This window comes from Gallintestinimicrobium propionicum (assembly GCF_025567525.1).
GTDB lineage: Bacteria > Bacillota > Clostridia > Lachnospirales > Lachnospiraceae > Gallintestinimicrobium > Gallintestinimicrobium propionicum.
In genome coordinates this window covers 76,144-100,393 of record NZ_JAOQJY010000014.1, presented here as the reverse complement: position 1 = coordinate 100,393, position 24,250 = coordinate 76,144, and the positions used below count along the sequence as shown (strand labels likewise).

At 49.8% G+C, this 24,250-nt stretch carries 15 protein-coding genes, 1 pseudogene and 1 riboswitch; of the genes and pseudogenes, 1 reads left to right on the top strand and 15 read right to left on the bottom strand.

Translation table 11 applies throughout. The features are described from left to right. Positions 1 to 52: 52 nt before the first annotated feature. From OCV62_RS11410 to trxB, 12 genes and pseudogenes are all read right to left on the bottom strand, one after another. Complete coding sequence (locus tag OCV62_RS11410) at positions 53 to 1,267, bottom strand: ABC transporter permease (protein WP_262586781.1); 1,215 nt, start codon at positions 1,265 to 1,267, stop codon at positions 53 to 55. A gap of 15 nt (positions 1,268 to 1,282) precedes the next feature. Beyond that, positions 1,283 to 2,842, bottom strand: a complete 1,560-nt coding sequence (locus OCV62_RS11405; protein ID WP_262586779.1) for an efflux RND transporter periplasmic adaptor subunit — start codon at positions 2,840 to 2,842, stop codon at positions 1,283 to 1,285. A gap of 238 nt (positions 2,843 to 3,080) precedes the next feature. Further along, positions 3,081 to 3,778: pseudogene (locus OCV62_RS11400) on the bottom strand (ABC transporter ATP-binding protein). Between the two features lie 322 nt (positions 3,779 to 4,100). Continuing rightward, a complete protein-coding gene (locus OCV62_RS11395; protein WP_021914368.1) occupies positions 4,101 to 4,829 on the bottom strand; it encodes an ECF transporter S component in 729 nt (242 codons plus the stop codon). A gap of 196 nt (positions 4,830 to 5,025) precedes the next feature. Continuing rightward, positions 5,026 to 5,183, bottom strand: a riboswitch (FMN riboswitch). A 65-nt stretch (positions 5,184 to 5,248) separates the two neighbouring features. Next, positions 5,249 to 7,738 (bottom strand): Tex family protein, encoded by a 2,490-nt coding sequence (locus tag OCV62_RS11390; RefSeq protein ID WP_262586776.1) that lies wholly within the window; start codon positions 7,736 to 7,738, stop codon positions 5,249 to 5,251. Between the two features lie 183 nt (positions 7,739 to 7,921). Next, positions 7,922 to 8,929: a D-alanyl-D-alanine carboxypeptidase family protein gene (locus OCV62_RS11385; protein ID WP_262586774.1), complete on the bottom strand. Its 1,008-nt coding sequence runs from the start codon at positions 8,927 to 8,929 to the stop codon at positions 7,922 to 7,924. A gap of 146 nt (positions 8,930 to 9,075) precedes the next feature. Beyond that, positions 9,076 to 10,575 (bottom strand): MBOAT family O-acyltransferase, encoded by a 1,500-nt coding sequence (locus tag OCV62_RS11380; RefSeq protein WP_262586772.1) that lies wholly within the window; start codon positions 10,573 to 10,575, stop codon positions 9,076 to 9,078. A 332-nt stretch (positions 10,576 to 10,907) separates the two neighbouring features. Next, the gene (locus OCV62_RS11375) at positions 10,908 to 11,969 is read right to left on the bottom strand and encodes a bifunctional glycosyltransferase family 2/GtrA family protein (RefSeq protein WP_262586770.1); all 1,062 of its coding nucleotides are present in this window, start codon (positions 11,967 to 11,969) and stop codon (positions 10,908 to 10,910) included. A gap of 70 nt (positions 11,970 to 12,039) precedes the next feature. Then, positions 12,040 to 14,079 (bottom strand): hypothetical protein, encoded by a 2,040-nt coding sequence (locus OCV62_RS11370; RefSeq protein ID WP_262586769.1) that lies wholly within the window; start codon positions 14,077 to 14,079, stop codon positions 12,040 to 12,042. A gap of 197 nt (positions 14,080 to 14,276) precedes the next feature. After that, entirely contained in the window at positions 14,277 to 14,804 is a 528-nt protein-coding gene (gene hpf / locus OCV62_RS11365) for a ribosome hibernation-promoting factor, HPF/YfiA family (RefSeq protein WP_262586767.1), read from the bottom strand. A 677-nt stretch (positions 14,805 to 15,481) separates the two neighbouring features. Continuing rightward, positions 15,482 to 16,861 (bottom strand): C40 family peptidase, encoded by a 1,380-nt coding sequence (locus OCV62_RS11360; RefSeq protein WP_262586766.1) that lies wholly within the window; start codon positions 16,859 to 16,861, stop codon positions 15,482 to 15,484. Positions 16,862 to 17,074: 213 nt separating this feature from the next. Then, positions 17,075 to 17,986: a thioredoxin-disulfide reductase gene (trxB, locus tag OCV62_RS11355; RefSeq protein ID WP_117961790.1), complete on the bottom strand. Its 912-nt coding sequence runs from the start codon at positions 17,984 to 17,986 to the stop codon at positions 17,075 to 17,077. A gap of 237 nt (positions 17,987 to 18,223) precedes the next feature. Here trxB and ymfI point away from each other — a divergent pair, with 237 nt between their 5' ends. Then, the gene (gene ymfI, locus OCV62_RS11350; protein WP_021914377.1) at positions 18,224 to 18,985 is read left to right on the top strand and encodes an elongation factor P 5-aminopentanone reductase; all 762 of its coding nucleotides are present in this window, start codon (positions 18,224 to 18,226) and stop codon (positions 18,983 to 18,985) included. A gap of 16 nt (positions 18,986 to 19,001) precedes the next feature. Here ymfI and OCV62_RS11345 read toward each other — a convergent pair whose 3' ends face one another. The 3 genes from OCV62_RS11345 to OCV62_RS11335 all read right to left on the bottom strand — a co-directional run bounded on the left by OCV62_RS11345 (position 19,002) and on the right by OCV62_RS11335 (position 24,223). Beyond that, positions 19,002 to 19,406 (bottom strand): hypothetical protein, encoded by a 405-nt coding sequence (locus OCV62_RS11345; protein ID WP_021914378.1) that lies wholly within the window; start codon positions 19,404 to 19,406, stop codon positions 19,002 to 19,004. Positions 19,407 to 19,528: 122 nt separating this feature from the next. After that, positions 19,529 to 21,406, bottom strand: coding sequence for an ABC transporter ATP-binding protein (locus OCV62_RS11340; protein WP_262586763.1), 1,878 nt, complete (start codon positions 21,404 to 21,406; stop codon positions 19,529 to 19,531). Between the two features lie 282 nt (positions 21,407 to 21,688). After that, complete coding sequence (locus OCV62_RS11335) at positions 21,689 to 24,223, bottom strand: beta-mannosidase (RefSeq protein WP_262586761.1); 2,535 nt, start codon at positions 24,221 to 24,223, stop codon at positions 21,689 to 21,691. Between the last annotated feature and the right edge of the window lie 27 nt (positions 24,224 to 24,250).

The window sequence follows — 24,250 nt, the reverse complement described above, 5'->3', positions numbered from 1 at the left end:
GTTTGTGTCAAGTGCGAGCAGACACAAATCTTTGCCCTCTCTTTATGCCAGTTTATTCATGCCGGAGTGCTTCAATCGGACTCAATTTTGCAGCCTTTTTTGCAGGATAGATTCCGAAGAAAATTCCAACCGCTGAAGAAAACAGCGTCGCGCCCAACACCGTAGACAGCTTCACCTTTGCAGAAAAGCCGATCAGGCTGCAGACGCCAAATGCGCCCAGTACGCCCAGCAAGATTCCGATCAATCCTCCCAACAATGTAATAATTGCAGATTCGGACAAAAATTGCAACAGTACAGAACCGGTTCTTGCACCGAGCGCTTTACGGATTCCGATTTCCCGCGTCCGCTCCGTAACTGATACGAGCATGATATTCATAACACCAATGCCGCCCACCAGCAGAGAAATCGCCGCTACCAAAACAACAAAAATCGTGATGTAATTCAATACGCTGTTGACCTGGGCAAGCGCATCGTTAAAGCTCTGCACTAAAATAATTCCCTTTCCGCGCACATTATGGCGTTTTTCCAGAAGGCTCACGCTGTCCTTTGCAATCTTCGAGGTATATTCATTGCTTTCCCCAATAATGTAAAAGTCTGAAAAATTGCTCACATAATAGCCGAAGGTTTCCAGCGTCGACAGCGGGATCTCCATGGACTGCATTCCTCCGCTCGTCATATTGATCAATGCGGCGCTGCTATCCTGCCGGATACCGATCACTTCAAATTCCTGGGAAATACCGTCGATATCCAGATTCAGCGTCATTCCGACCACATCCGTCGTGCCAAATAACGTCCTCGCAGTGCTCTCCGGGATCACGCAGACCTTTTTTGCCCCATAATAATCATTTTCTGTAAAGAAATGTCCTTTGATGATCGGGTCTTTGCTATAGTCCTTCAAGCCAGCCGTCCCGCAGCTGAGCATGATATCAAAGCTTCCCTTCCGGGTACTCGTGGAACCATATACATTATAGACCGGCGTAACACTCTTTACATGAGCCACCTTTTCCTGAATTGCATCAAAATCTTCTTCACTGAAAAAAACCTGTTCCTCCTGATTTTGCTGCACATCCGTATAAATTGCGACCTGTCCGCCAGCCATATCGTTTAACTCGCCGTTTACCTCTGACTTGATGCCGTTTCCGACCGAAATAATCATGATGACAGAGGAAATACCGATGATAATACCCAGCATCGTCAGAACAGACCGTCCCTTATTGCTCCTGATATTCATCAGCGCAATTTTGATATATTCCCAAACCTGTGACATATATTCTCCTTTTGCTTACTGCATCACAGGATTTACCTGCAGTCCTTCCATCAGATCCATATCCGAGGAAATCACAACAGTATCCCCCTCGCTGATTCCTTCTTTGATTTCAACATCCATATCGCTGGAAATTCCAGTTACAACGTTCTGCCGCACAATCACACCGTCTTTTACCAGATAGCAGAAATCGCCCTCCTTATCCGTGTTGACCGCCTCATAGGGGACGAGCACGACGCCCTCTGCGGAACCGGTCAGGATCTCCGCCTTTCCTTCGATGCCGAGGAAAATATTGCCGTCCGGATTTTCGATCGTCACATCCGCATAAACGACCGGTGTATTCTGGGCGTTATTCTGGGCAACGCGGTTGATCCGGCTCACCGTTCCCGAATAGGAAACGCCTGCGACCGTCACCGTCGCGCTCTGTCCCTCTTTGACCTTTTCCAGATCATATTTGCTCAGTTCAACCGTTACCTGTACCGCGCTGCTGCTCTGGATGGTGAACAGCTCGCTGCCCTTTTCCACGCGGCTTCCGGCTGCAGTCTTAATCCCGCTGATGATTCCGTCAAAGTCCGCAATAATGCCTTCCTGCGCCTTTTCCAGATCGGAGGCTGCCTGATCGGCATTCAACCTTGCGCTTTCTACGCTCGCCTCTTTGCTCTTTTTATCATAGCCGTTTAAAATGCCGTTCTCGGAGGAATCTTTTTTGCTCTCGCGTTTCTGAATTTCCTCCTGCATATCCTCCAGCTTTTTCTGCTCAGCGTCAATCAGGCGCTGCTTCTGCAGAATCTTTTCATCGCTGTCGATCATGCTCAGCTGGTTCGCCACATCCGCACGCTGACTGTTGATATTGTCAATGACTTCACTGATGGACTCCGTATCGCCGCCGTATGCCTGCTGCTCGGAAAGCTTCCGGTTCTGATAGTTCTGCTCCTGCATCAGCTTCTTGTCCCATTCGTTTAGATCCTTGCGCTTTGCGTTCTTGTCATCCTCCAGCTCGTATTTCAGACCCTGAACATACTGCTCCTGATCTTCCTTCATCTGTTTTAATTCATCGAGACCAATGGACGCGTCGGAATATTTATTCTGATTTTCGTTGCTCTGCTGCAGAGCGCTCTGATAGCTGCCCTCGCTTGCTTCCGCATCCAGGTCTGCCTTTTCCTTCGTCAGCTCCAGATCCTCTGTGTCGAACGTTACCAAAACATCTCCCTTATGTACCGCGTCGCCCTCTTTGACATTAAGTGCCTGCACAATCGTGCCGACCGGCGCATAGTAGGTCTGGGTTTCCGCACTGCCCACCTTGCCGCTTGCAGAAAGCGTCTCCTCCACATCCCCGACAGCTGCCGCCTGACACAGAACGCTCGGAAGCACCTTGCTGCTGCTCACTCTCACATACAGCCCTACGCCAATGACCGCTACTGCAGCAATCGCTGCAATCCATGCCTTGCGGTGCTTTTTCCCGGTTCCGGACGCCTTTTTGGCTGCCCGCTCTTTTTTCTTTGCTGCACGTTTTTCCTTTGCAGTCCGTTCTGTGCCGTTTTCCTGCATACCCTCCATTTTATCCATCTGATCGCTCATTTTCAGTCTTTCCTCTCATTTCTGCGCACGCTTTTTGCGCATGCCGAGTTTGTGTCAAGTGCGCGCAGACACAAATCTCTTGATTGAAAAATTTTATTTTTCAATCTTCGAAACTGTTCAGTACCCTCACAGTTACGCGCAAAAATCCATTCCAAATCGGCTGTGCCGATAGGATTTTTGCCTTCTGGTCTAAGTTTTCTTACGGTCAGCGCAGTAAATGCGCAGACCTACTGAGCAGTTACCAATCTTCTACCTGCTGTTCGAAATCCGCCTCGATTTTTCCGTCTTTGATGCGGATGACCCGCCTTGCCTGCGCCGCGATATCGTTATCATGGGTGATCAAAATCACGGTTCGTCCCTCGCGGTGGAGTTGTTTTAAAATGCTCATGATTTCTTTGGTGGAACCCGAATCCAGATTACCGGTGGGTTCGTCCGCCAGGATCACCGGCGGCGCCTGTGCAATTGCCCGCGCAATCGCAACCCTCTGCTGCTGTCCGCCGGACATCTCCGATGGCTTATGCGACATACGCTGTCCCAATCCGACCTTTTCAAGCGCTGCTTCCGCCAGCTCCCGGCGTTCTTTTTTGCCGACGCCACGGTAAATGAGCGGCAGCTCTACATTTTCCAGCGCCGTCAGATTCGCGATCAGGTTAAAGCCCTGAAAATAAAACCAATCTCCCGGTTTCTGACGTCCGACAGTTCATCGTCACTCATGCGCGACACATCTTTTCCATGTAAAAAATAGGAGCCGCTGGTCGGCACATCGAGGCAGCCGAGCATGTTCATCAACGTCGATTTGCCCGAGCCGGAATGACCGATAATCGCCACAAATTCCTTTTCCTGAATGGATACCGACACATGATCCAGCGCCCGGACTTCGTTCTCACCGGGGTTATAGATCTTGCAGATATCCTTAACTTCCACAAGTGCAGCCATTGATTTGCCCTTTCTGTATTATTTGTATAATACAATAATACGGTTGTGTTTTTCTGTCAACCCACAGGTTTTACACATTGTAGTTCATTGTACCTGAATACCTTTGAAAAATCCCCCGTCTTTCATAAAATCTTTCTTAAATTTTTCCAAAGAAATCAGAACCCGGAGAGCAAGGCGCACTTTTTTGAAAAACAAAACCGCAGAGGATTTCGCCTCTGCGGTGCGTGGTGGGAATTTGTGTGGATTACGACAGCTGCTTTGCAGCCATGTAATCGGTATTTTTTATTGATGACAATAGAATACTCGCAGAGCGTGCATTCTATTATTTATGCGCTGCCTTTAAGATCGGACTGAGCTTTTTGTAAACTAAAATAGTGATCAGCGATACCAGGCCGCCTTTTAAGAGGTTTAACGGTACAACACACATCAGCACCAGTCCGCTGATGCTGTGGATCGCCGGGTTAATCGCCGTTCCCATTCCGATGATCGCATCCAGCGGGATTCCGTACAGCTCAGAAAATTTCGGAAGCAGATAAATGGCATTGAAGCAGGAGCCAAACGCCGTCATGATCAGTGTACCCACAACGGTGCCGAGAATCGCCTGTTTTCTCGATTTTTTGAACAGGTAGATCACGGACGCAGGCAGCACCAGCATGCAGCTGATCGAGAAGTTTGCCAGCTCTCCGACGAACGCTGTGGAAGAGGGCTTTAACACAAGCTTGATCAGAATTTTACAAAACTCAATCATGACACCCGCCACCGGTCCGTATGCAAATGCACCGATCAGCGCCGGAAGCTCGGAAAAATCCAGTCCGTAGAAGGACGGTGCGAAGGGAACCGGAAACTCCAGTACCATCAGGATCGCTGCAATTGCAGAAAAAACGCCGATCACGACAATTTTTCTGGTTGCAAGGACACGCTCTGTGTCGCTATTTTTTTTCTTGACTGCTTTTTCAATGACATAGGCGATCAGAAACATCACCACGATCAGTGCAAGAAACTCCAATACAAATACTACGTTTTCAGATACGGTTTGCCATAAAGAACTCATTTTTAAGTCTCCTTTCGATTTGCAGGAAAGTTCTTTGTACAGCAATATGCCTGTCAGGGATCCTGCCAAAGGGCTTTTCCCCCACAGGATATCCCCTTCCTTTGGAACATAAAAAACCCGGAAGAGAAATCTTCCGGGTCTGTGCGCTGTTTGCTTTGGGTTTCTTCTGCGTCGGCAAAAACGCATCAGAAAAAGCAATCGTCTTCTTCCATCCAGACTGTACTGTCGGCTTCGGAGTTTCCGTCTGCTCCCATTGCAGAAGGATCACCGAATCATGCCCCCGCTGACTTATACAGCGAAAGGCTCGTGGGCTATACCACCGGTTGGGACTTGCACCCGACCCTGAAGAACTTTACCTTTATTAACGTGTTGAGTATATGACGTTTTTGATAAAAAATCAAGAGAAAATTTATTTTTTCTTATTTCTGATCCAGCCGCATCGTCAGGCCGATCCGTTTTTTGACCGGATCAACGTCCAGTACCTTTACATCCACGATATCCCCAACGCTGACGGCTTCCAGCGGATGCTTGATAAAACGGTCCGTGATCTGGGAAATGTGCACCAGTCCGTCCTGATGGACGCCGATATCCACGAATACACCAAAGTCGATGACGTTACGGACGGTTCCCTTTAACACCATGCCGGGCTTTAGGTCCTTCATATCCAGCACGTCGCTGCGCAGGATCGGGCGGGGCATATCCTCACGCGGATCGCGGGCAGGCTTTTCCAGCTCCCTGACAATATCTGTCAGCGTGATCTCGCCAATACCAAGCTCATCCGCCAGCTTTTTCTTGTCCGGGATGCGGCGTTCCAGTGCAGAAACGGCTGCTGCCTTCTGGCTGCCGGATGTGCTGCTGACTGCAGCGGCTCCTGTCGACGCATTTGCAGCGTTCAATGCTCCTGCGCCAGACCGCCCCGATGCGTTTGCTCTTTTTTTGTCGGTTCCGCCATTGTCTGCATCCAAAGTCATTCCCTGCATGGCTGCTGCCAGTGCGCGTCCCATCGCCGTATCCGTATTGCGGATGTTGAAGCCGTTTTGTCTGCGGTCCTTGCGGTTTGCTTTATTTTTGGCGGACACATTCTGGCGTGCAGCGTCGCCTGAAGTATTTTTGCTGTCAGCGCCCGATGTGTTCTGCGCAGCGCGTCCCTTTTTGGCTTCCGCCTGCAGCATGCGCACATCTTCCATGGAAAGCTCCAGTTTCTTTAACAATTCCATCGTCGCAGGATAGGACTCGGGATGTACGCTCGTCGCATCCAGCGGATTTTCTCCGTCCGCAATCCGCAAAAAGCCTGCGCACTGCTCAAAGGCTTTAGGCCCCAGCTTCGGAACCTTTAACAGCTGCTTCCGGTTTGTAAAGCGTCCGTTTGCTTCCCGGTATTCTACGATATTTTTTGCAACCGTCTTGGAAATACCGGAAATGTACTCCAAAAGCGGAGCAGATGCGGTATTTAAGTCCACGCCTACCCGGTTTACACAGTCCTCTACCACACCGCCCAGGGCTTCCCCAAGCTTTTTCTGGTTCATATCATGCTGATACTGTCCGACACCGATGGATTTGGGATCGATCTTTACCAGCTCGGAAAGTGGATCCTGCAGACGGCGTGCGATCGAAGCCGCACTTCTTTGTCCCACGTCAAACTGCGGGAACTCTTCCGTTGCCAGCTTGCTGGCAGAATAAACAGATGCGCCCGCTTCGTTGACGATCACATACTGAACCGGCTTTTTCAGCTCTTTGATCAAATCGACGATCACCTGCTCGGACTCGCGGCTCGCAGTGCCGTTTCCCACAGAGATCAGAGAAATATCGTACTTGTCGATCAGCTTCTTTAATTCCTTTTTGGCTTCTTCTACTTTGTTCTGAGGTGCAGTCGGATAAATGACCTTCGTATCCAGTACCTTTCCGGTCGCATCCACAACAGCAAGCTTACAGCCGGTACGAAACGCCGGATCCCAGCCGAGCACTACATGTCCGGCGATGGGAGGCTGCATCAAAAGCTGTTCCAGATTCTTGCCAAAGACGCTGATTGCACCCTCTTCGGCTTTTTCTGTCAGCTCATTGCGAATATCGCGCTCGATCGCCGGGGCGATCAGACGGTCATAGCTGTCCTCAATCACGGCGCGCAGTACCGCCTCCGTCACCGGATTTTCTTCGGTAATTACTTTTTTTGCAAGGTACTGCAAAATACGGTCACGGGGTGCTTCCACCTTAACGGTCAGGAATTTCTCTACCTCGCCGCGGTTCAATGCCAGCACACGGTGTCCCGCTGCCTTTTTGAGCGGCTCCTCGTACTGATAGTACATCTCATAAACACTCTGCGCCTTTTCATCCCGCGCGGTGCTGGTGAGCTTGCCCTCGTCCATCGTGATTTTCCGGATGTACATTCGGTAATCCGCTTCATCGGAAATTCCTTCCGCAAGGATATCCTGTGCGCCCTGCAGCGCTTCCTTTGTATCCGCTGCGCCTTTTTCAGGATTCACATAAGCAGCTGCCGCTTCTTCCAGAGAACCGGAAAATTTCTGTTCCCGGATCAGATCGGCAAGTCCGTCCAGCCCCTTTTCCTTTGCAACACTCGCTCTCGTCTTTCTCTTCGGACGGTAAGGGCGGTATAAATCCTCTACGACAACCAGCGTTTCTGCCGCCTGAATTTTATTTTTCAGATCGTCCGTCAGCTTGCCCTGCTCTTCGATGCTCGCCATAACGGAGGTCTTTTTCTCCTCCAGATTGCGCAGATAGTTCAGACGCTCGTACAGATTTCTCAGTACCTCGTCATTTAAAGAACCGGTTGCTTCCTTTCGGTATCTGGAAATAAAGGGAATCGTATTGCCCTCGTCGATCAGCTTGACCGCTGCTTCTACCTGCCAGCGCTCTACCTGAAGTTCCTCTCTGAGCTTATTTAAAATGTCCATGTCAATTTCCTTTCTGTCTGTTTGCTTCCTGCCTGCACTGCAGCGCGTCCTGGTCGATCAGCAGCGGTATATTTTACCAATCTGCGGCGCATCCGGCGCGCACATTCCAGTCCGAAACCATATTTGACAGCATACCAGAAGTCCCGTTTTTTGTAAAGCTTTCGCCCGGTCAGCACGCAGTCCTCATTCTCCGGATTTCATGAGCTGGTTTTCCCACGATTCATAGCCCTTTTGTCCCCTGCGGTCGGGAAAGCTGTAGTTTTTGGAAAGCCACTTTCCAAGATACGCCGTGTACTTTGCGCTGCCCGCCTCGTTTAAGTGCGCGTGGTCTGCATAATCCGTTGAAAAATCCAGCCCCATCTCCCGATAACGGGCAGGCGTATTAGTGTTCCAGAACAGCAGTCCATCTTTTTCTGCCAGCTGCCCAATGGAATTGTAAACCTCCTGATCCCTTTCCTCCAACAGATACGGTCCGGAAATCAGCGCAAGTGTAATGCCTTCTTTTTTTGTCAGCTCTACGATTTTTTCAAAATATTCCTTTGATTTTTCGGTCATTTCCTGCGATGTCGTCACATGGCTCATATCCGGCTCCGTCAGCTCTGCGTGGCGTTTTAGCGGCGTGTAGCCTTTCCAACGCTCCTGCGTTTTCCGATTCCAGACGAAATTCTGAAAATCCTCTGTCGTCAGCTGATCATATCTGGAATGATATTCCGTAAATCCAAGGAAAAAGTGACTTTGCTCCTCCTGCACGCTTGTATACACTGCTTCCAGCTTATTCAGGGATATCCGCATCCCGTCAAGGTTTTCATCTGCCCATCCCGGCTGGAAATCATCATAAAAACGACTCGGACAGAACATGTCCAGCACCACCAGCTTCGGCTTCTGGGTCTTCAACGCTTCTTTCAGATTATAATAGCTGTTCCAAAGCGGCTGCTCCGCGCCGGTCATCAGGTACGCTGCCATGCCGTATTCGTCCCAGAGCAGCTGCGTATTCACGTTGCAGTGAACGTGGCTGCTGCCCAGAAAAAGTACGTCGATTTTATTTTTCGGCTGCACATACAGATACCGCGCCTGATCGACTCCATGCGGCGATTTGACACACAGAATCCGATTTAAATTGCTCAGTAAAAGGAGCACCAGACACAGAAAAATGCCCCCTCGAATCCACTTTTTTCTCATTTTATTCTCCATTCCACAGGCGCTTGCGCCGAAGGAATCGCGAGGCGAACATCCAGTTCGGCTCTGCAATCCCAGCTACTTTGTGACGCCTGCGGCACAAATAGCAGTGTGAAAAATAAGCGATCACGCTTATTTTTCACATTAATCCCCCACACGCCTTAAAATTCCACATAAATAAATCCGGACGGGTCAAAGCCCTTTCCATATTGCCCGACCACGAACACTGCGCCGATCAAAAACAGACAGATCGCCCAGCGCACCGGAAGCGGCATCCTATAAATCCAGACTGCCGGCTCCTGTTTCTTTTTTTCAGAAATCAAATCGATTCCAAACAGCACTGCAATCCCAGCGACTGCAATGAAAAACTGCGTTTTTTCCAATCCCATCGTGAACAAAAACTGTCTCCAGTACAGAAATCCGTTCCACCTGGTAAACATATTTTTCAGACAGATCACTGCCATCGATACCGATTCGCTGCGGAAAAAGATCCAAAAACACATCACCGTAAAAAAGGTCAGCAGAACCGAAAGCATATGCCGCAGCTTTTCCAGGCCAACTTTTGCTTCCCCGAATACCGCTTGCTTCGCCTTTTTGTAAAAATCCTGCACGACCTGTCCGGCACCATGCAGCAGTCCCCATGCCAAAAACTGCGGCGCGCCGCCATGCCACAGACCGCTGATGAGAAAAACAAGCAGTATATTGCGCTGTCTGACTGCAAGTCCCTTTCTGCCGCCGCCCAGCGGAATATAAATATAATCCCGCAGCCAGCTGCTCAAAGAAATGTGCCATCTGCGCCAGAAATCCGTCAGGTTTCTGGCAAAATATGGCTGCTTAAAGTTCTGGACCAGCTCAAAGCCAAATAGTCTGCCGACACCGACCGCGATCATCGAATAGCTCGCAAAATCACAGTAAATCTGAACCGCATAAAAGAGCGCCGCCATCAGCATCGTAAAGCTGTTGGCATCCTGATACATGCTGTAAACCTGATTCACGAGAATTTCCGCCCGCTGCGCGACGATCAGCTTCATCCCATAGCCGAGCAGCATCGCAATCAGCCCCTGCATGACCCGGTCGTAATTTAGAAGCTCACGCCGCTTTTTTTTCGTAATTTCTCTAAGCTGTCCCAGAAAATGGTCTCCACGCTCGATCGGTCCGCTCATAATGTTCGGAAAAAAGGAGAGAAATGTCGCAAAGCGCCAGAAGCTTTTTTCCGCAGGATATTTTCCCCTCGAAACGTCTATCAGATAGCCGATCGCTTCCAGCGTATAAAACGAAATTCCGATGGGTGCGACGAGTCCGAACTTCGCTGCAACATCCAAATGAACGATTTGCAGACCTCTTCCATATGTTTTGTTGATGATTTCATTCCAGACCGGCAGATATTTAAACACTGCCAAAAGAATCAGCTGAAAAGAAAGGCACGCTCCGATCAGCAAACGGCGCTTCGTCCTGTCTGCGCCTTTTTCCACTAAAAGGGCACAGCCCCACGTCAGACACACAGAACTTAGCAGCCAGATGCCCGCAAACGGATCTGCCCACTCGAAAAAGAGGATATTGAAAATCAGTAAAACTGCCAGCCGTCCCTTTTTCGGCACGGCATAAAATCCTCCTACTGCTGCCGCCAGAAAAGCGGCAAATGTAAATGATTGAAACGACAAGACTTTTCTCCCGGATATCGGGAAACCCCATTCCCGTATTTGTCCGTCGACCCCTCGGGCAAAGCCGGGTCGTTACGACAGTGCGGAATGGATGCAGGGTAGCTGGCTCAGCACCGCGTGGTTCGATCCATCTAACGAACTGCAGCTCCGTTTTGCGTAACGACTGGCTGTAAATCCGGTTTCTGAAAACTCCATTGCCCTGTTTTCTCCGAAACCGTTTTCTCATTTCCTGTTGAGAGTATTATATCCATTTTTTTCAGAAAGCGTCAATCGTTTCATCCAAATCCTAAGAAAGACTTAAGCTTTTGAGGGAAGATGCAAAGCAGCGTTCTTTAACGGTACACGATTTCCCGCTGGATCAGGAAGCTGATAAAGAACAGGAATACGTCCACCAGGATCTTAACTGCCACCTCCGAGCCACCCAGAACGCCATACAGCAGGCTGACCAGTCCGGCGCTTGCCAACATCTGCACGACTGCGAGCACAAAATAGCGCACCGCCGATTTCCACACTGCGCCGCTGCTTTTAAACACGACCCTGTAATTCAGGAAAAAGTTGTAGCCCGCCGACACCACGCGCGCAAGCACGGTCGAAACCACAATATAGCTGACAGCCTCCGGCATTCTTTCTTTCGTCAGGCTGCAAAACAGCGCAAACAGCACCAGATCGATGATGCACGATGACAGGGAAGAAAACAAAAATTTTGCAAATACCAGATAAATCCGCGCTGAATCCAGCAGCGGGTTGAAATGGCTGCCTTTGTTATCGTTTAAGTAAACCGTTTCAATTGGCACTTCGCGAATGCCGACCTTTTGCTCTCCGGCCTCCAGAAGCATGTAGGTTTCAAACTCGAACCGCTCGCCCTTGACGTTCATCAGATGGCGCATAAACGCAGCCGGAATGCCGCGCAGCCCGGTCTGGGTATCTGATACCGCCACGCCGCAAAGGTATTTAAGCACCTGACGTGTGATTTTGTTGCCCCATTCCGATTTTGCCGGGACGTTGTCCTGATCGAAATTCCGGCAGCCTAAAATCAGCTTTTCCGGCTCTTTTTCCATCGCTTCCATACATTTCTGAATGCAGGCGGGCGTATGTTGTCCGTCCGAATCCGCGGTAATCGCTCCGATCGCCTCCGGATATCTGTTTAAAACTTCATTAAAAGCAGTTTTTAATGCACGCCCTTTCCCCAGGTTCACCGCATGAGTCAAAACAACCGCGCCGAGCTGTTTTGCCTGTTCAAACAGGTTCCGATACTCGTTTCCGCTTCCGTCATCCACCACGACGATTCTCTCGATTCCAGATTCCTGCAGCGTCTGCAGCAGGCGGATCATTTTTTCATCCGGTTCATAAGCCGGTATAATGACCGGTATCCGTTTCTCCATTGTATTCTCCATTCCAATGTTTTCCTTGCGCTATTTCTGTGTACCCTTACTTCTGGTGTTATCCAACGCCGTTTGATTCCTTTTATGGCTGTCCCTGTCGGCTTTCTTCCGCTCTTTCCAGTGTCAATGTCCCATCGTTCATTTGAATTCGATACAACGTTTTCCATGCAAATTCCTCTGTATAAGGCGCAAACAGCTCTTTTAACGCTTCATCCGTTTCATCTGCATATAAGTAGCCCGCATGGGAAGCCTGCACCAGCTCCCACACCTGTCCGGATGTGGTGTCTTCCCCGATTCCGCCAAACAGCACTGACACCGGAGATGCCTCAAATGAAATGTAGGTATTTCTGACCCACTGCGCCGCATCCTGCGCATTTTTCAGATACAGCACCCGCATCCCGCTGCCCACGTCCTGTTTGGACATTTTTTCCAGAAATTCCTCCGACGCTTCCGTGATCATGTTCGACCGTGCCTGCAAATCGTCGTCTAAGCGCTGCCGGTAACCGATCATCCCGTCGTAGACAGCGCCCCAGTTTGCGCACAACAATACAGCTGCAGCCAGCGCTGCATAGGGCGAAATTTTTCCCCACAGCCTCGGACTGCGTTCCAGAAAAATCCCGAACAGCAGATACAACGTTCCAACTGTAAACGGTGCACTGTAGCGTTCGATCGACGCGATCATCCCGGTTGCTTCCAGATACTGGTTTTCTGTCGCAAAAATCGTCAGATGGCTCACAAGGTTGATGCCGTAAAAAACAATTCCCGTCAGCGGCACATACACAAACAGGAAATTCCGCTCCGTTTTGGTCAGAAGCTTCCTACGGTACAGCCATGCGATTCCGATCAGAAAAATCACAAACAGGGCAAGCGCCGAAACACCGATCCAAGAAAATCCATCCCGATGCAGCGCCCGTGCTGCAAATGCTTCTGCATACGCATGCAACAGCTTCTGTACCGTTCCTTCAAGCAGGATCGGCAGGTTGCCCGACGCCATCGAAACCGCCGCCCCGGTCAGTTTTGCCACCCGCTTCATGAGCAGACAAAACAGCATCCAACTTCCTCCGCTGACGGCTGGAAGTGCTGTGATGCAAAGCAGCTGCCGTATTTCTTTCTTTTTGTCCGCTGCGCCATGCAGCCGCCAGAACCAGACAAAGACGAGGGCGAACGCCGCCCACAAAAATCCAACGGACTTTACGAGCACCAGAACGCCGAGATACAGGGCGATCCGCAGGTTGGAGAAGACGCGGGAACGGGAAGCTGCATCAGCAATGTCTGCGGTAGCAGTGTCTGCGGCGGCAGTGTCTGCGGCGGCAGTGTCTGCGGCGGCAGTGTCTGCGGCGGCAGTGTCTGCGGCGGCAGTGTCTGCACCAGGCACAGCCCGATCTTCCAGACAGCTCATCAGTATCACACCGTAGATCACCGCCATCACCAGGTCGGCGCACATTCCTCCGAGGTAAAACGTCTCTGTCATACTCGGAAACGCTGCCAGGCAGACCACAAGCACAACGGTCCAGAAAAGCTGCTTCACCGTCCGTCTGTCAGTCTGCAGCGCTTCGTCCAGCCTGCTAAGCAGTGGCGTCAGAAAAACAAACACGCCGAAATAGTATCCGGCAAACATCAGCCCCTCAGAAAAGCCGTCCGGCTTTAAATGAACAAACCACCATTTGAGCAGCTGGATTCCCGGCGGGTAATCGCCAAACTCCGAAGCTGCATTCGTATATTTCGCTGCAAAGCCATCCAGCGCATACAATGCCTTGACGTCCGTTGCCCAGAAATTCAAGTCATCCCACCACGTTGCAATTTTATTTCCGGTCAAAAGCACTGCACCGGTCAGCAACACCATGGCAGCAATCGCAGACGGCGCAAAGAACAGCTCCCGCAGCTGTGCAAACAGCTTTTTCTTCTTTTCTCCGGATAAAAACAGAACTCTCAAAACTGCTCCCACCACAATCGCTGTGCTGAAATAATCGATCCAGGACAGCCGCCGGAAAAATGCGAGTACATATAATATTAAAATCAGAATACAGGTTGCCAACGGCAGGACAGCCGTCAGCTGCTTTTCAAATCTGAGCGCCAGCAGGCAGGCGATCATCAAAAAAGCAGCGAGCAAAACAACAGCCATGTTCTTTCTCCTTCTTCTTTCGTGTCTGTTACATCTTAGCATAATACAGGATGGCGGGCAACTGCAGAAGTGCTGCGCAGTGCGCCTTGCGGCATAACGTACATCGCTGTAAAGCGCACCGCAAAATCGGGCGGAAGCTTTCGCTCCCGCCCGATTTTGGTTTGCTGATTCAAATTTGTCAATGGCTCTGTCCAGATTTATACTTCCGGCTCAATCAGCCCGTAGGTATTGCCTTTTCTTCTGTAAACAACATTTACCTGATCCGTCTCTGCATTGCAGAATACATAAAAGCTGTGTCCTAAAAGCTCCATCTGTACGCAGGCATCCTCCGGATACATCGGTTTGATATCGAACTTCTTGGTTCTGACGATTTTAACCTCTTCCTCCTCTTCTTCATCCCCTTCCAGGTAATCAGGCTGGAAGCTTGCAGCCGCCTGCTGCTGTGCGATCAGCTTCGTCTTGTATCTTCTGAGCTGTCTCTCGATAATTTCCTCTACCAGATCGATCGATACATACATATCGCTGCTGGTCTGCTCCGACCGGATAATGTTTCCTTTCATCGGGATGGTCACTTCAATTTTCTGTCTGTCCTTTTCCACACTTAATGTTACATAGATTTCCGTATCCGCTGTAAAATACCGCTCCAGCTTACCGAGCTTTGCTTCTACTGCACTGCGCAGACCGGGTGTAACGTCAATGTTTTTTCCGCTGATAATCATCTTCATAAAATCATCATCCCTTCTGGTCCATAATTAGGATATTGCAAGAGCTTTCTTTCTCTATCCTTATTCAGATTATACCATAAGTCCTCGTCCCAGGCAATATTTTCTGAGCATTTTAAACAATTGTCTTTTTTTTCTGACAATTATATTTCTTTTCAGACTGCCGCCAAAAACCGGATTGCTGTGATAACTTCACAAAACAACTGTTTGTTTTGGACATTCCGTATTCCACAGGATTCGGTTTTTTCGTCTGTGGATAATGTGGATAAAATAGTGTATAACTTAATTTCCTGCATTTTTCGCCTTTTTTCGATGTGGATAACTATGTGAGTTTTCATTTTTGTTATTTCGCACATTTTTGTTCCTTCTTGTGTATTTTAACAAATCCGGCTCCTGAAATTTCATTGCTGCTTTTTATCAATATCAGACAATTTCCGTGTTTTGAAACAATGGGCAGATTTTCGCTTTCTCCCTGTGAAAAAGAATGTGCCTTGGCACATTCTCGCGCCGAGGCGCGGTTGCTTCAGCAACCATCTACCACTGCGCCGAGTGCGCATCCTCGCGGAGCGTTTATTATCGTATGGAAACGAAGTTTCCAATACGATGAGAAAACCGCCGTACATTCCTGCACAGCGGTTTCTCTATTTCTTATTTTATTTTGCGTATTTACTGCAGCCGTCTTAGAAAATACGTCTGATCGCCACAGGTGTTCTGTAGCTTGCGTTCGAAATCTTGATACCGGTTGCTTCCGTGCTGGCATGGACGATCTGTCCGTTACCGATATAAATCGCAACATGTCCGGAATAGCAAACCAAATCACCGGGCTGCGCGTTTGCCAGACTTCCTACGTTATAACCGACATAACGGTCGGAAGTGGAGGAATGCGGCAGGGATACGCCGAAATTCTTATAAACGCTCATAACAAAACCGGAGCAGTCCGCACCGTTTGTCAAACTTGTCCCACCGTATACATAGGGATTACCTACAAACTTTACCGCATAGTTTGCAACAGACTGTCCCAAGCCGGAACCAGAAGATGAAACTGTCGCCTGCTGAGAAGCAGTGGATTCGGAAGAAGTACTCTTATCCGTTATCTCGGCATTCTTCCCTTCCTTTGCCTTTTCCTTCGCTTTCATGCGCTCTTCCGCTGCCTGCGCGGCTTTCTTTGCGTCTTCTCTTGCCTTTTCTTCTTCGGCAATTCTGGCTTTCTCTTCTTCGATGGATTCTGCGGTCACATACTCTGTTGCAACTACGACATAATCCTCGGAAACCCAGCCATCACCTTCCTCAATGCTGACTTTGACGAAACCGTTTTCTTCATCCAGAACGGAAAGCTCTTCGCCTCCTGGAACCAGACCAATAACGCTCGCTTCCAGGCTCGCATCGCTTCTGACCTTCAGGGTCTCGGTGTTGACAGTCGCCATCTTCTGGCCGACTTCATCTGCGATCTTCTCCGCCTCGTCTCCGGTCTTGAAATACTCCGCCTTAACATAGCCTTCTACGCTGCCGGATTTTACCTGATACCAGTCGCCGTCCTTTGCAACCAGCGTGCCGACAGAATTGTTATACAGCTTACCGACGATTTCGCCGTCCGTGCTGGCGGTGCTGCGGATATTTACATAATCGTTGACCTGCGCGATGATCAGAACGTCCTGTTCCTTTTCACGCTCTTCATCGGAGATCTTCGTCTCAGGCTCTTTTAATACCGGCTCTACCGCTTCGATAATCTCCGTCTCAGCTGTGCTTTCCGCCTCCACTGCAGCCTCTGCTTCTGTCGCAGATTCTGCGACTGTCTGTGTTACAGATGCCTTGGTGTCGCTGGATGCAACCGGCTCTGCCGGCTCTTTTTCTTCTTTTCTCTTTTTAATTTCTTCACGAATCTGCGATACCGAAACACCGTCATTTAATACCAGGCCAACGCCTGCTGCCGGCAGGACTGCTGATATCGCAGACTTTGCGGATACCGTCGCTGTATTTAGTTCTGCAGCAGGCATGTTTCCGGTAACTAATACTGCCATCGCCATAGCCGCTGCGGTCATTTTAATCTTATGATAATGCATGGATTACTCCCGATTCTCAAAATTGTTACATTTGTTACAAAATTATTAAATCCGAAATATACTATAGCACTCCATGTTATTTTTGTCAATTCCTGCAGATCGCAATCTGACGGAAATACTGTAACAAATTTATGAATTTTTTATGACTTCATACAGCCAAAGCATCTTTAGTTGCTCCGGTGACCAGCAGTTTTCCCTTTGGACGCTGTTTTTTTACCGTGTCTGGAAATATTCCTGCACAGAGTTGACCGCATTTGCCCCGTCTGCAACCGCCGTCACGATCTGACGCAGCTTTTTCGTCCGCACATCCCCGACTGCAAAAATGCCCGGTACGCTCGTGCAGCAGTCCTCTCCCGCACAGATATAGCCTGCTTCGTCCGTTTTTACAAGGCTCTTGAAGCTCTCGGACACCGGCTGAATCCCGACCGCAATAAAGATTCCGTCCGCCGCGACAAAACGCTCTTCTTTTGTCTGTGTATCCAAAAGCTGCACGCCGGTCACGAAGGCTTCTCCCGTGATTTCCTCTACAGCTGCGTTCCAGACCAGCTCCACATTCGGCAGGGTAAACAGCTTTTCCTGCAGGCTCTTTGCCGCACGCAGGCTGTCCCTGCGGTGGATCAGGTAAACCTTTTCACAAAGTCCCGCCAAGAAAATCGCATCCTCCACAGCAACATCCCCGCCGCCGATCACTGCCGTCACTTTCTTCTTATAAAAAGCGCCGTCACAGGTCGCACAATAGGAAATACCTCTGCCAGCCAGCCGTTTCTCCCCGGGCACGCCAAGCTTTTTGTGCTCCGCACCGGCTGCAATAATGACCGCCTTTGCCGTAAACTCCCCAGCCGACGTCAGAACCTTTTTGCAGTCCGGCAAATTTTTGATTCCGGTCACATCCGCTTCCACAAATTCCGTACCGAGTCTGTCCGCATGCTCCCGAAATTGCATGCCGAGGTCAAAGCCGTTGATACCGGGAAGCCCCAGATAGTTATCCACCTCACAGGTATTTAACACCTGACCGCCGCTCATGGGATTTTTTTCAAGCACGAGCGTGGAATATCCCGCCCGTTTTCCATATATTGCCGCCCCGAGCCCCGCAGGACCGGAACCGATAATGATTAAATCGTACATAATTCCTCCATTCTGCAGACAACGCTTGCACTATTGGAATCGTTACTGTTTCCTGTGCGCCGACTGCCTCTTCAAAAGTATACGCAAAATCCGGCATTTTCACAAGTGACAACACAAGAAATCTGTGCTACGCTGATCCTAGTATTACAGTTTCCTCGTGCCATGAAAGCTACGTGTAAACTGTAACATCACAGTAGTGCCAGGTGTCAGAAAACGCCTGCGGAATGGAGATTTTTTATGTACTCTGATCTTACCCCTATTTTTCCGGCGGAAAGCTCCTCCCGCCCCATCGCGCTGATCACCGGCGCGTCTCGTGGTATCGGAAAAGCAATCGCCGAAACCTTTGCGCAGGCAGGCTATGACCTGATTTTAACCTGCCGCCAGAACCGGGAAAAGCTGGAAACGCTCTGTAAAAGCCTTTCCGAAGCTTATTCAATCCAGGCAGCCGCTTTTATCGGCGACCTCGGCGACTATGAAACGGTAAGGGAACTTTTTGCCCCGATCCGCCGTCTCAATCTTTTAGTCAACAATGCCGGAATTTCCCATATCGGACTTTTAACGGACATGTCCCCTGACCAATGGCACAGAGTTATGTCAACCAATCTGGACGCCTGCTTTTATACCTGTAAGCTCGCCGTTCCACTCATGCTGCACCGCCACTCCGGGCGGATTTTAAATATCTCCTCCGTCTGGGGCAATGTCGGCGCTTCAATGGAAACCGCCTACTCCGCCTCCAAAGGCGCAGTCAACAGTCTGACCCGCGCACTGGCAAAGGAGCTTGCGCCCAGCAATATTGCGGTAAACGCCATTGCCTGCGGCGTCATCGACACCGACATGAACCGCTGTTTTTCTGAAGAGGAACTGCAGGCACTGATCGAAGAGATTCCCGCAGACCGCTTGGGACAGCCTGAGGAAGTCGGACTGCTTGCGTTAAAGCTTGCAGAATCGCCCCTTTACTTAACCGGGCAGATTATCACAATGGACGGCGGATTTTTATAATCCGCCGTCCATTGTATTACTTTCTCCCCATTCCCTTCGGGAAGTTTACCTGATTCTTTTGTTCCTGCATCCGCTGTCTCTTGTTCATAATCCGTTTTAAGAAATAGATGATATAGGCGGTCTGAAGGTAATTGATCTCCATATTCCAGCCGATTCCCCCAAAGAAAAGGACTTCTGAAATCCCATACAGGACGATCAGCACCATCGGAATATAGATACCCCATTTGCCAAAGTAGTTCGAATGCCAGCCAACGACACCCATAAAGACCTGATTGACGAACATAACCAAAATAACCATGGCGTTGCCTTTTGCAGGATCGGGCAGCTGCATCAAAATCAGCGGCACCAGATAAAAGAGAAGAGTCCCCCCGGCGCTGAAGCACGCCAGCCGAATCCAGTTTGCCTTGCTCAATTGTTTCATAACGTATATTTCTCCTTAATTTTCCACAAGCCAGTCGCGCTATCCTGCGCGCTCAGCGCCCCTGCGATACGCTTTTTCGTCCGTCGATGCGCACCGCACCCACGGCGAGCTACGCTGCAGCGTCAGGACTGCAGTGCTTTCAGCTCGTAGAAATATCCTTTCTTTTCCATCAGCTCGTCGTAGCTGCCGACTTCGACAATCTTACCGTCCCGCATCGCAACGATCCTGTCCGCATTGCGGATCGTGGAAAGTCTGTGTGCCACCAGGAAGGTCGTACAGTTTTTCATCATGTTGCTGGTCGCTTCCTGAACTTTTTTCTCGGAGGCAGAATCCAGCGCGCTCGTGGCTTCATCGAATACGATGATCTTCGGCTTACGAATCAGTGCCCTGGCGATGGAAATTCTCTGACGCTGACCGCCGGAAAGCTTATCCCCGTGTTCTCCCAGCTGCGTATAGATGCCATCCGGAAGCTTTTCGATCATATCCTCCAGTCCGACATCCTTTATGACCTCCATCACTTCCTTTTCCGTCACATGTTCCAGACCGTAAGCGATATTGTCCAGAATCGTTCCGGAAAACAGGATTGTATTTTGCGGCACGACTGCGATCTGATGACGATATTCATTGATATCCAGATTGACCATATTGATGCCGTCGATCAGGATCTTTCCGCTGACCGGAGGGATAAAGCCGATCAACAGGTTCAAAACCGTAGATTTTCCGGCACCCGATTCTCCCACCAGCGCAATGCTCTCCCCAGGTTTTACATCCAGAGTGAAATCGCTCAGCGTATTTTTATCGCTGCCAGGATATTTAAAATCCACATTGACAAATTTTACTGCGCCCTTTAATTCCCCCAGCGGCACAATGGAATTGTTTTCCTCCACATGGCTGTTGCCCATGATGTCGCCGATGGACTTGACAGACTCCAAACCCTTGCTGATCTGCGGATAAATATTGATCAGCGTCGAAATCTGTCCCACCAGAGAGGTGAAGTAGGTCTGATACAGAACAACCTCGCCAACCGAAATTTTGCCTTTGACTGCCAGATACGCAGTAAAAGCAAGACAGATCATCTGGAAGGACTGGAATACAACCCAGTTGACTGCACCGAAGAGCGCATTGATCAGATCCAGATTGTAACCGCGGTCTACGATCCGGTTCAGGTAGGTATTCATCTTGCTGATTTCCACTTCCTGCAGACCATGTGCCCGCGCCACCGGAATCATTTCAAGCATTTCGGCAACTGCACCCTGCGTGTTTTCCATCTCGCTTCGAAATTCCTGGTTTTTCTCCCGGACAGGCTTTTTAAACGTCCGCATTGTCAGGACTGCAAAGGGTACGACCACAAGGAAAAACAGAAATACCATCGGACTTTTCCGCAAAGTAATGACAATGATCACGGAAATATCCAGGACAAAGAAAAACAGGGTTCTGAAAATCTGGTTCAAAAGCTCCGTAACATTTTCCACGTCTCGCATGATCTTTGATTGCAGACGTCCTGACTGTACTTCTTTGTGGAACATGATGGAGAGCTGCTGCAGTTTTCTGACCATTGCATTTCGAAGAGAGCCTTCAATTCCTCTGTTGACGCTGGCAAATGCAACCGTTGCCAGATAGTTCGTTCCTGCGTTCTGCATAATAAAGAGCAGTGCAACCATCACATTCAGCAGGATGATCTCCAGGGAGCCTGCATCCGGATTCGTCGCTGCATTGATGATGTTGCTCGTTGCAATCGGAATGATCCAGATCGGAGAGCGCTGCAGGATCAGGAAAAATCCTGTTTCTACCAGCTTCTTCTGCTTGCCTTTATAAAAACTGCACAGGATTTTTATCGGATGGTCTTTGTTCGTGGAATAGGTCTGCAGATAATCCTGAAACCTTTCCAGCCCCGCTTCTGACGGTTCTCTTCTTTCCGACCAGCGCACTTTCCTGGGCTTCTCCGGTTTTGTCCCCGCCTGTTGTCCCTCCGGAGCCTTTTCTTTTTTATGGAATAACATAGTAAGCGTCCCTCCCGTTGTTTTCTTCCATAATCCTGATTTTTAAAAATGAATGTGCCTTGGCACATTCTCGCGCCGAGGCGCGGTTGCTTCAGCAACCATCTACCCTTGCGCCGAGTGCGCATCCTCACGGAGCGTTTTTATCGTATGGAAACGAAGTTTCCTATACGATGAAAACGCCGGTGCACAACCGTCTGTGCACCGGCCTCTTCCTAACTTATAGATGCGCACTACAGCGCAGTACGCCAGGCTTTCCTATGGGCCTGCGTGCCATGCTTTCGATCAGCGAATATCGTATACGCTGCGCAGACGCAGGTTTTCGGTACTGCCGGAGATCACCTTCACACGCTTCTCATTTGCATTTAAGTCGAAGTAGTTGTCTTCCAGAACGAGGTCTTCGTTCTCGTTGAGGATTTCAACGCTCTTTGCATATGCTTTTGCGGATACAACGATCTCATCGCCCTCTACGCGGCAGGTAAGCTCGGGATCTTCGTAACGGAAATACTTCGGATAAGAGAAGTTTACCGTACCCTCGGATACAACCTTGCCGTCGCAGATCAGCTCGTAGCTTACATAATGGGAGAAGATATCCGCATCCGGGAACTCTACCTTATCCAGCCATGTGCTGGTCAGGGCGGGAACGGTCAGCTCCTGCTCGCCGCTTTCCAAAACAGCTGCACCGGGATCCCGCAGTGCCCAGCGAACGGTTACGTTCTGATCCTGCATGGTTTCGTTTGCAACGTTTAAGCGGATGGACTTCTCGAATACGAAATGCTCACGGTTCATGTTCGCCTCGGAGCTCATCATGCCCTGCTCTTCACAGGAAATCATCAGCGGTGCGAAGAACCGTTTTGCATAGTAATGCAGTGCCTTTAAGCGTCCGCAGTAGTCTACGGAAGACCAGGAAATTACCGGCCAGCAGTCATTTAACTGCCAGTACACAGCACCCATACAACGTCCTCTGTTGCGGCGGAAGTGTTCTACACCGTAACGGATACCGTCTGCCTGCAGCAGCTGGGATGCGTATACAAAGGTCGGGAAGCTGTTGGGATATTTGTAGGTCTGCTGCATATAACCCATGATCTTTCCGTTTGCACTGTACTGACGCTGATGCTTCTCCATGATATAGGAGAAGGGGTTCATATCCTCTTCGTTATCCGTAAACTGCTCAATCGTTTTCACAGACGGGAATGCCTGGAAACCAAACTCAGACAGATAACGGAAGAAGTATTTGCGGTACTCGGTGAACGGACGGTTTCCGTGCCATACCTTCCAGTAATGTACGTCGCCGCGGTTCGGATCGTTAGGCTCGTCCAGACAGCCGCCTGAAGACGGGCTTGCAGGCCAATAGAAGGTCTGCGGATCGTACTCATGAACGATTTCCGGGATAATGCGCTCGAACATCAGGAAGTAATCCTTAACTTCGGAGGGCTTGGTCAGCCAGGAGTTGCGCTCGAATACGAACTGTTCCATTTCGTTGTTGCCGCACCACAGTCCCAGAGATGCGTGATGGCGCAGACGTTTTACATTCTCGATAAATTCCTGACGGATGTTTGCTTCGAATTCAGGTGTCAGCTCATAAACTGCGCACGCGAACATGAAGTCCTGCCAAACCATCAGACCCAGCTCATCACAGATATCATAGAACCAGTCGGAGGGATAGTAACCGCCGCCCCATACCCGGATCGCGTTGTAATTTGCAAATTTTGCTTTTTCCAGAAGCTTTCTGGTGGTCTCAGGATTCACTCTGCCAAGCAGATTATCCTCCGGAATATAGTCAGCGCCCATTGCGAAGACATCCACACCGTTTACCTGATGTGCGAAGCACTCGCCCCATTCGTCCTTTTCGATGTGCATGGTCATGGTGCGCAGACCGATTCTGCGGGTCCACTCATCCAGCGCAACGCCGTCGCTAAACAGGGTAACCTTTACTTCGTACAGGTTCTGCTCGCCGTAGCCGTTCGGCCACCACAGCTTGGGATCGTCGATCTTGACCTCAACCGGAGAGTTCTCATACAGCGTCTTGCTTCCATCCGGAGCAGTGATCTCTACGGTGTAGGTATAAGCCTTGCCGCACTTTTTGCAGGTATGACCGCCGGTAATGTTCTTTAACTTCGGTCCTCTCTCTGCATTGCCCACGACCTCCTGCTCCACGTCGAAGGTCAGAGTAACGGATTTTGTGATGGGACGAACGGTACCGGGCTCTGTCTCGCCGGTGCGCTCATGGGTCTGCTTAATGTATACACTGTCAATTCTTGCAGTGTTGATGCCAAGCAGGGAAACCGGACGGAAAATACCGGCATCCGGAAGATGTGCGCCCCAGTCCCAGCCGAACATATAGTGTGCCTTACGCAGATGTACGAAACCTTCGAAGGTATCGTCATTGCCCAGGGTGCGGCATTTTTTGAAGGCTTCACGAATCCATTTGTTGGGAGAATGCAGGATAACCTTCAATTCATTGTCCTTATCATGCAGGATTTCCTTCACATCATATTCCCATACACGATGCATGCTCAGAGGGCTGCCCAGATGGATTTCATTTAAATAAACGTCGCCGACCGTATCGATCCCGTCAAAACGCAGCACTACGCGGTCGCTGTCTAAAAGACCGTCCTCACAATCGAAGTGAGAAACATATTCGTAGTCTTCCTCCATCAACTCGCAGGCATCGTTTTCATTGTCTTTCCAGAACGGGTTTTCCATTTTCCCGTTGGAAAGCAGGTCGCCGTATACGCTTCCGGGTACGGCTGCAGGCAGGAATTCGTCGTTGCCGATCTGCCGCATTTCCCAGTTTTCATGTAAAAACTGCTGTTTCATTGCTGTTCCCTTTCCTTTCGTACATTC

Bases quoted from the DNA above. Each gene is read 5' to 3' on its own strand.
- OCV62_RS11410 (WP_262586781.1), bottom strand. From the start codon at position 1,267: ATGTCACAGGTTTGGGAATATATCAAAATTGCGCTGATGAATATCAGG.
- OCV62_RS11405 (WP_262586779.1), bottom strand. From the start codon at position 2,842: ATGAGCGATCAGATGGATAAAATGGAGGGTATGCAGGAAAACGGCACA.
- OCV62_RS11395 (WP_021914368.1), bottom strand. From the start codon at position 4,829: ATGAGTTCTTTATGGCAAACCGTATCTGAAAACGTAGTATTTGTATTG.
- OCV62_RS11390 (WP_262586776.1), bottom strand. From the start codon at position 7,738: ATGGACATTTTAAATAAGCTCAGAGAGGAACTTCAGGTAGAGCGCTGG.
- OCV62_RS11385 (WP_262586774.1), bottom strand. From the start codon at position 8,929: ATGGAGAATAAAATGAGAAAAAAGTGGATTCGAGGGGGCATTTTTCTG.
- OCV62_RS11375 (WP_262586770.1), bottom strand. From the start codon at position 11,969: ATGGAGAATACAATGGAGAAACGGATACCGGTCATTATACCGGCTTAT.
- OCV62_RS11370 (WP_262586769.1), bottom strand. From the start codon at position 14,079: ATGGCTGTTGTTTTGCTCGCTGCTTTTTTGATGATCGCCTGCCTGCTG.
- hpf (WP_262586767.1), bottom strand. From the start codon at position 14,804: ATGAAGATGATTATCAGCGGAAAAAACATTGACGTTACACCCGGTCTG.
- OCV62_RS11360 (WP_262586766.1), bottom strand. From the start codon at position 16,861: ATGCATTATCATAAGATTAAAATGACCGCAGCGGCTATGGCGATGGCA.
- trxB (WP_117961790.1), bottom strand. From the start codon at position 17,986: ATGTACGATTTAATCATTATCGGTTCCGGTCCTGCGGGGCTCGGGGCG.
- ymfI (WP_021914377.1), top strand. From the start codon at position 18,224: ATGTACTCTGATCTTACCCCTATTTTTCCGGCGGAAAGCTCCTCCCGC.
- OCV62_RS11345 (WP_021914378.1), bottom strand. From the start codon at position 19,406: ATGAAACAATTGAGCAAGGCAAACTGGATTCGGCTGGCGTGCTTCAGC.
- OCV62_RS11340 (WP_262586763.1), bottom strand. From the start codon at position 21,406: ATGTTATTCCATAAAAAAGAAAAGGCTCCGGAGGGACAACAGGCGGGG.
- OCV62_RS11335 (WP_262586761.1), bottom strand. From the start codon at position 24,223: ATGAAACAGCAGTTTTTACATGAAAACTGGGAAATGCGGCAGATCGGC.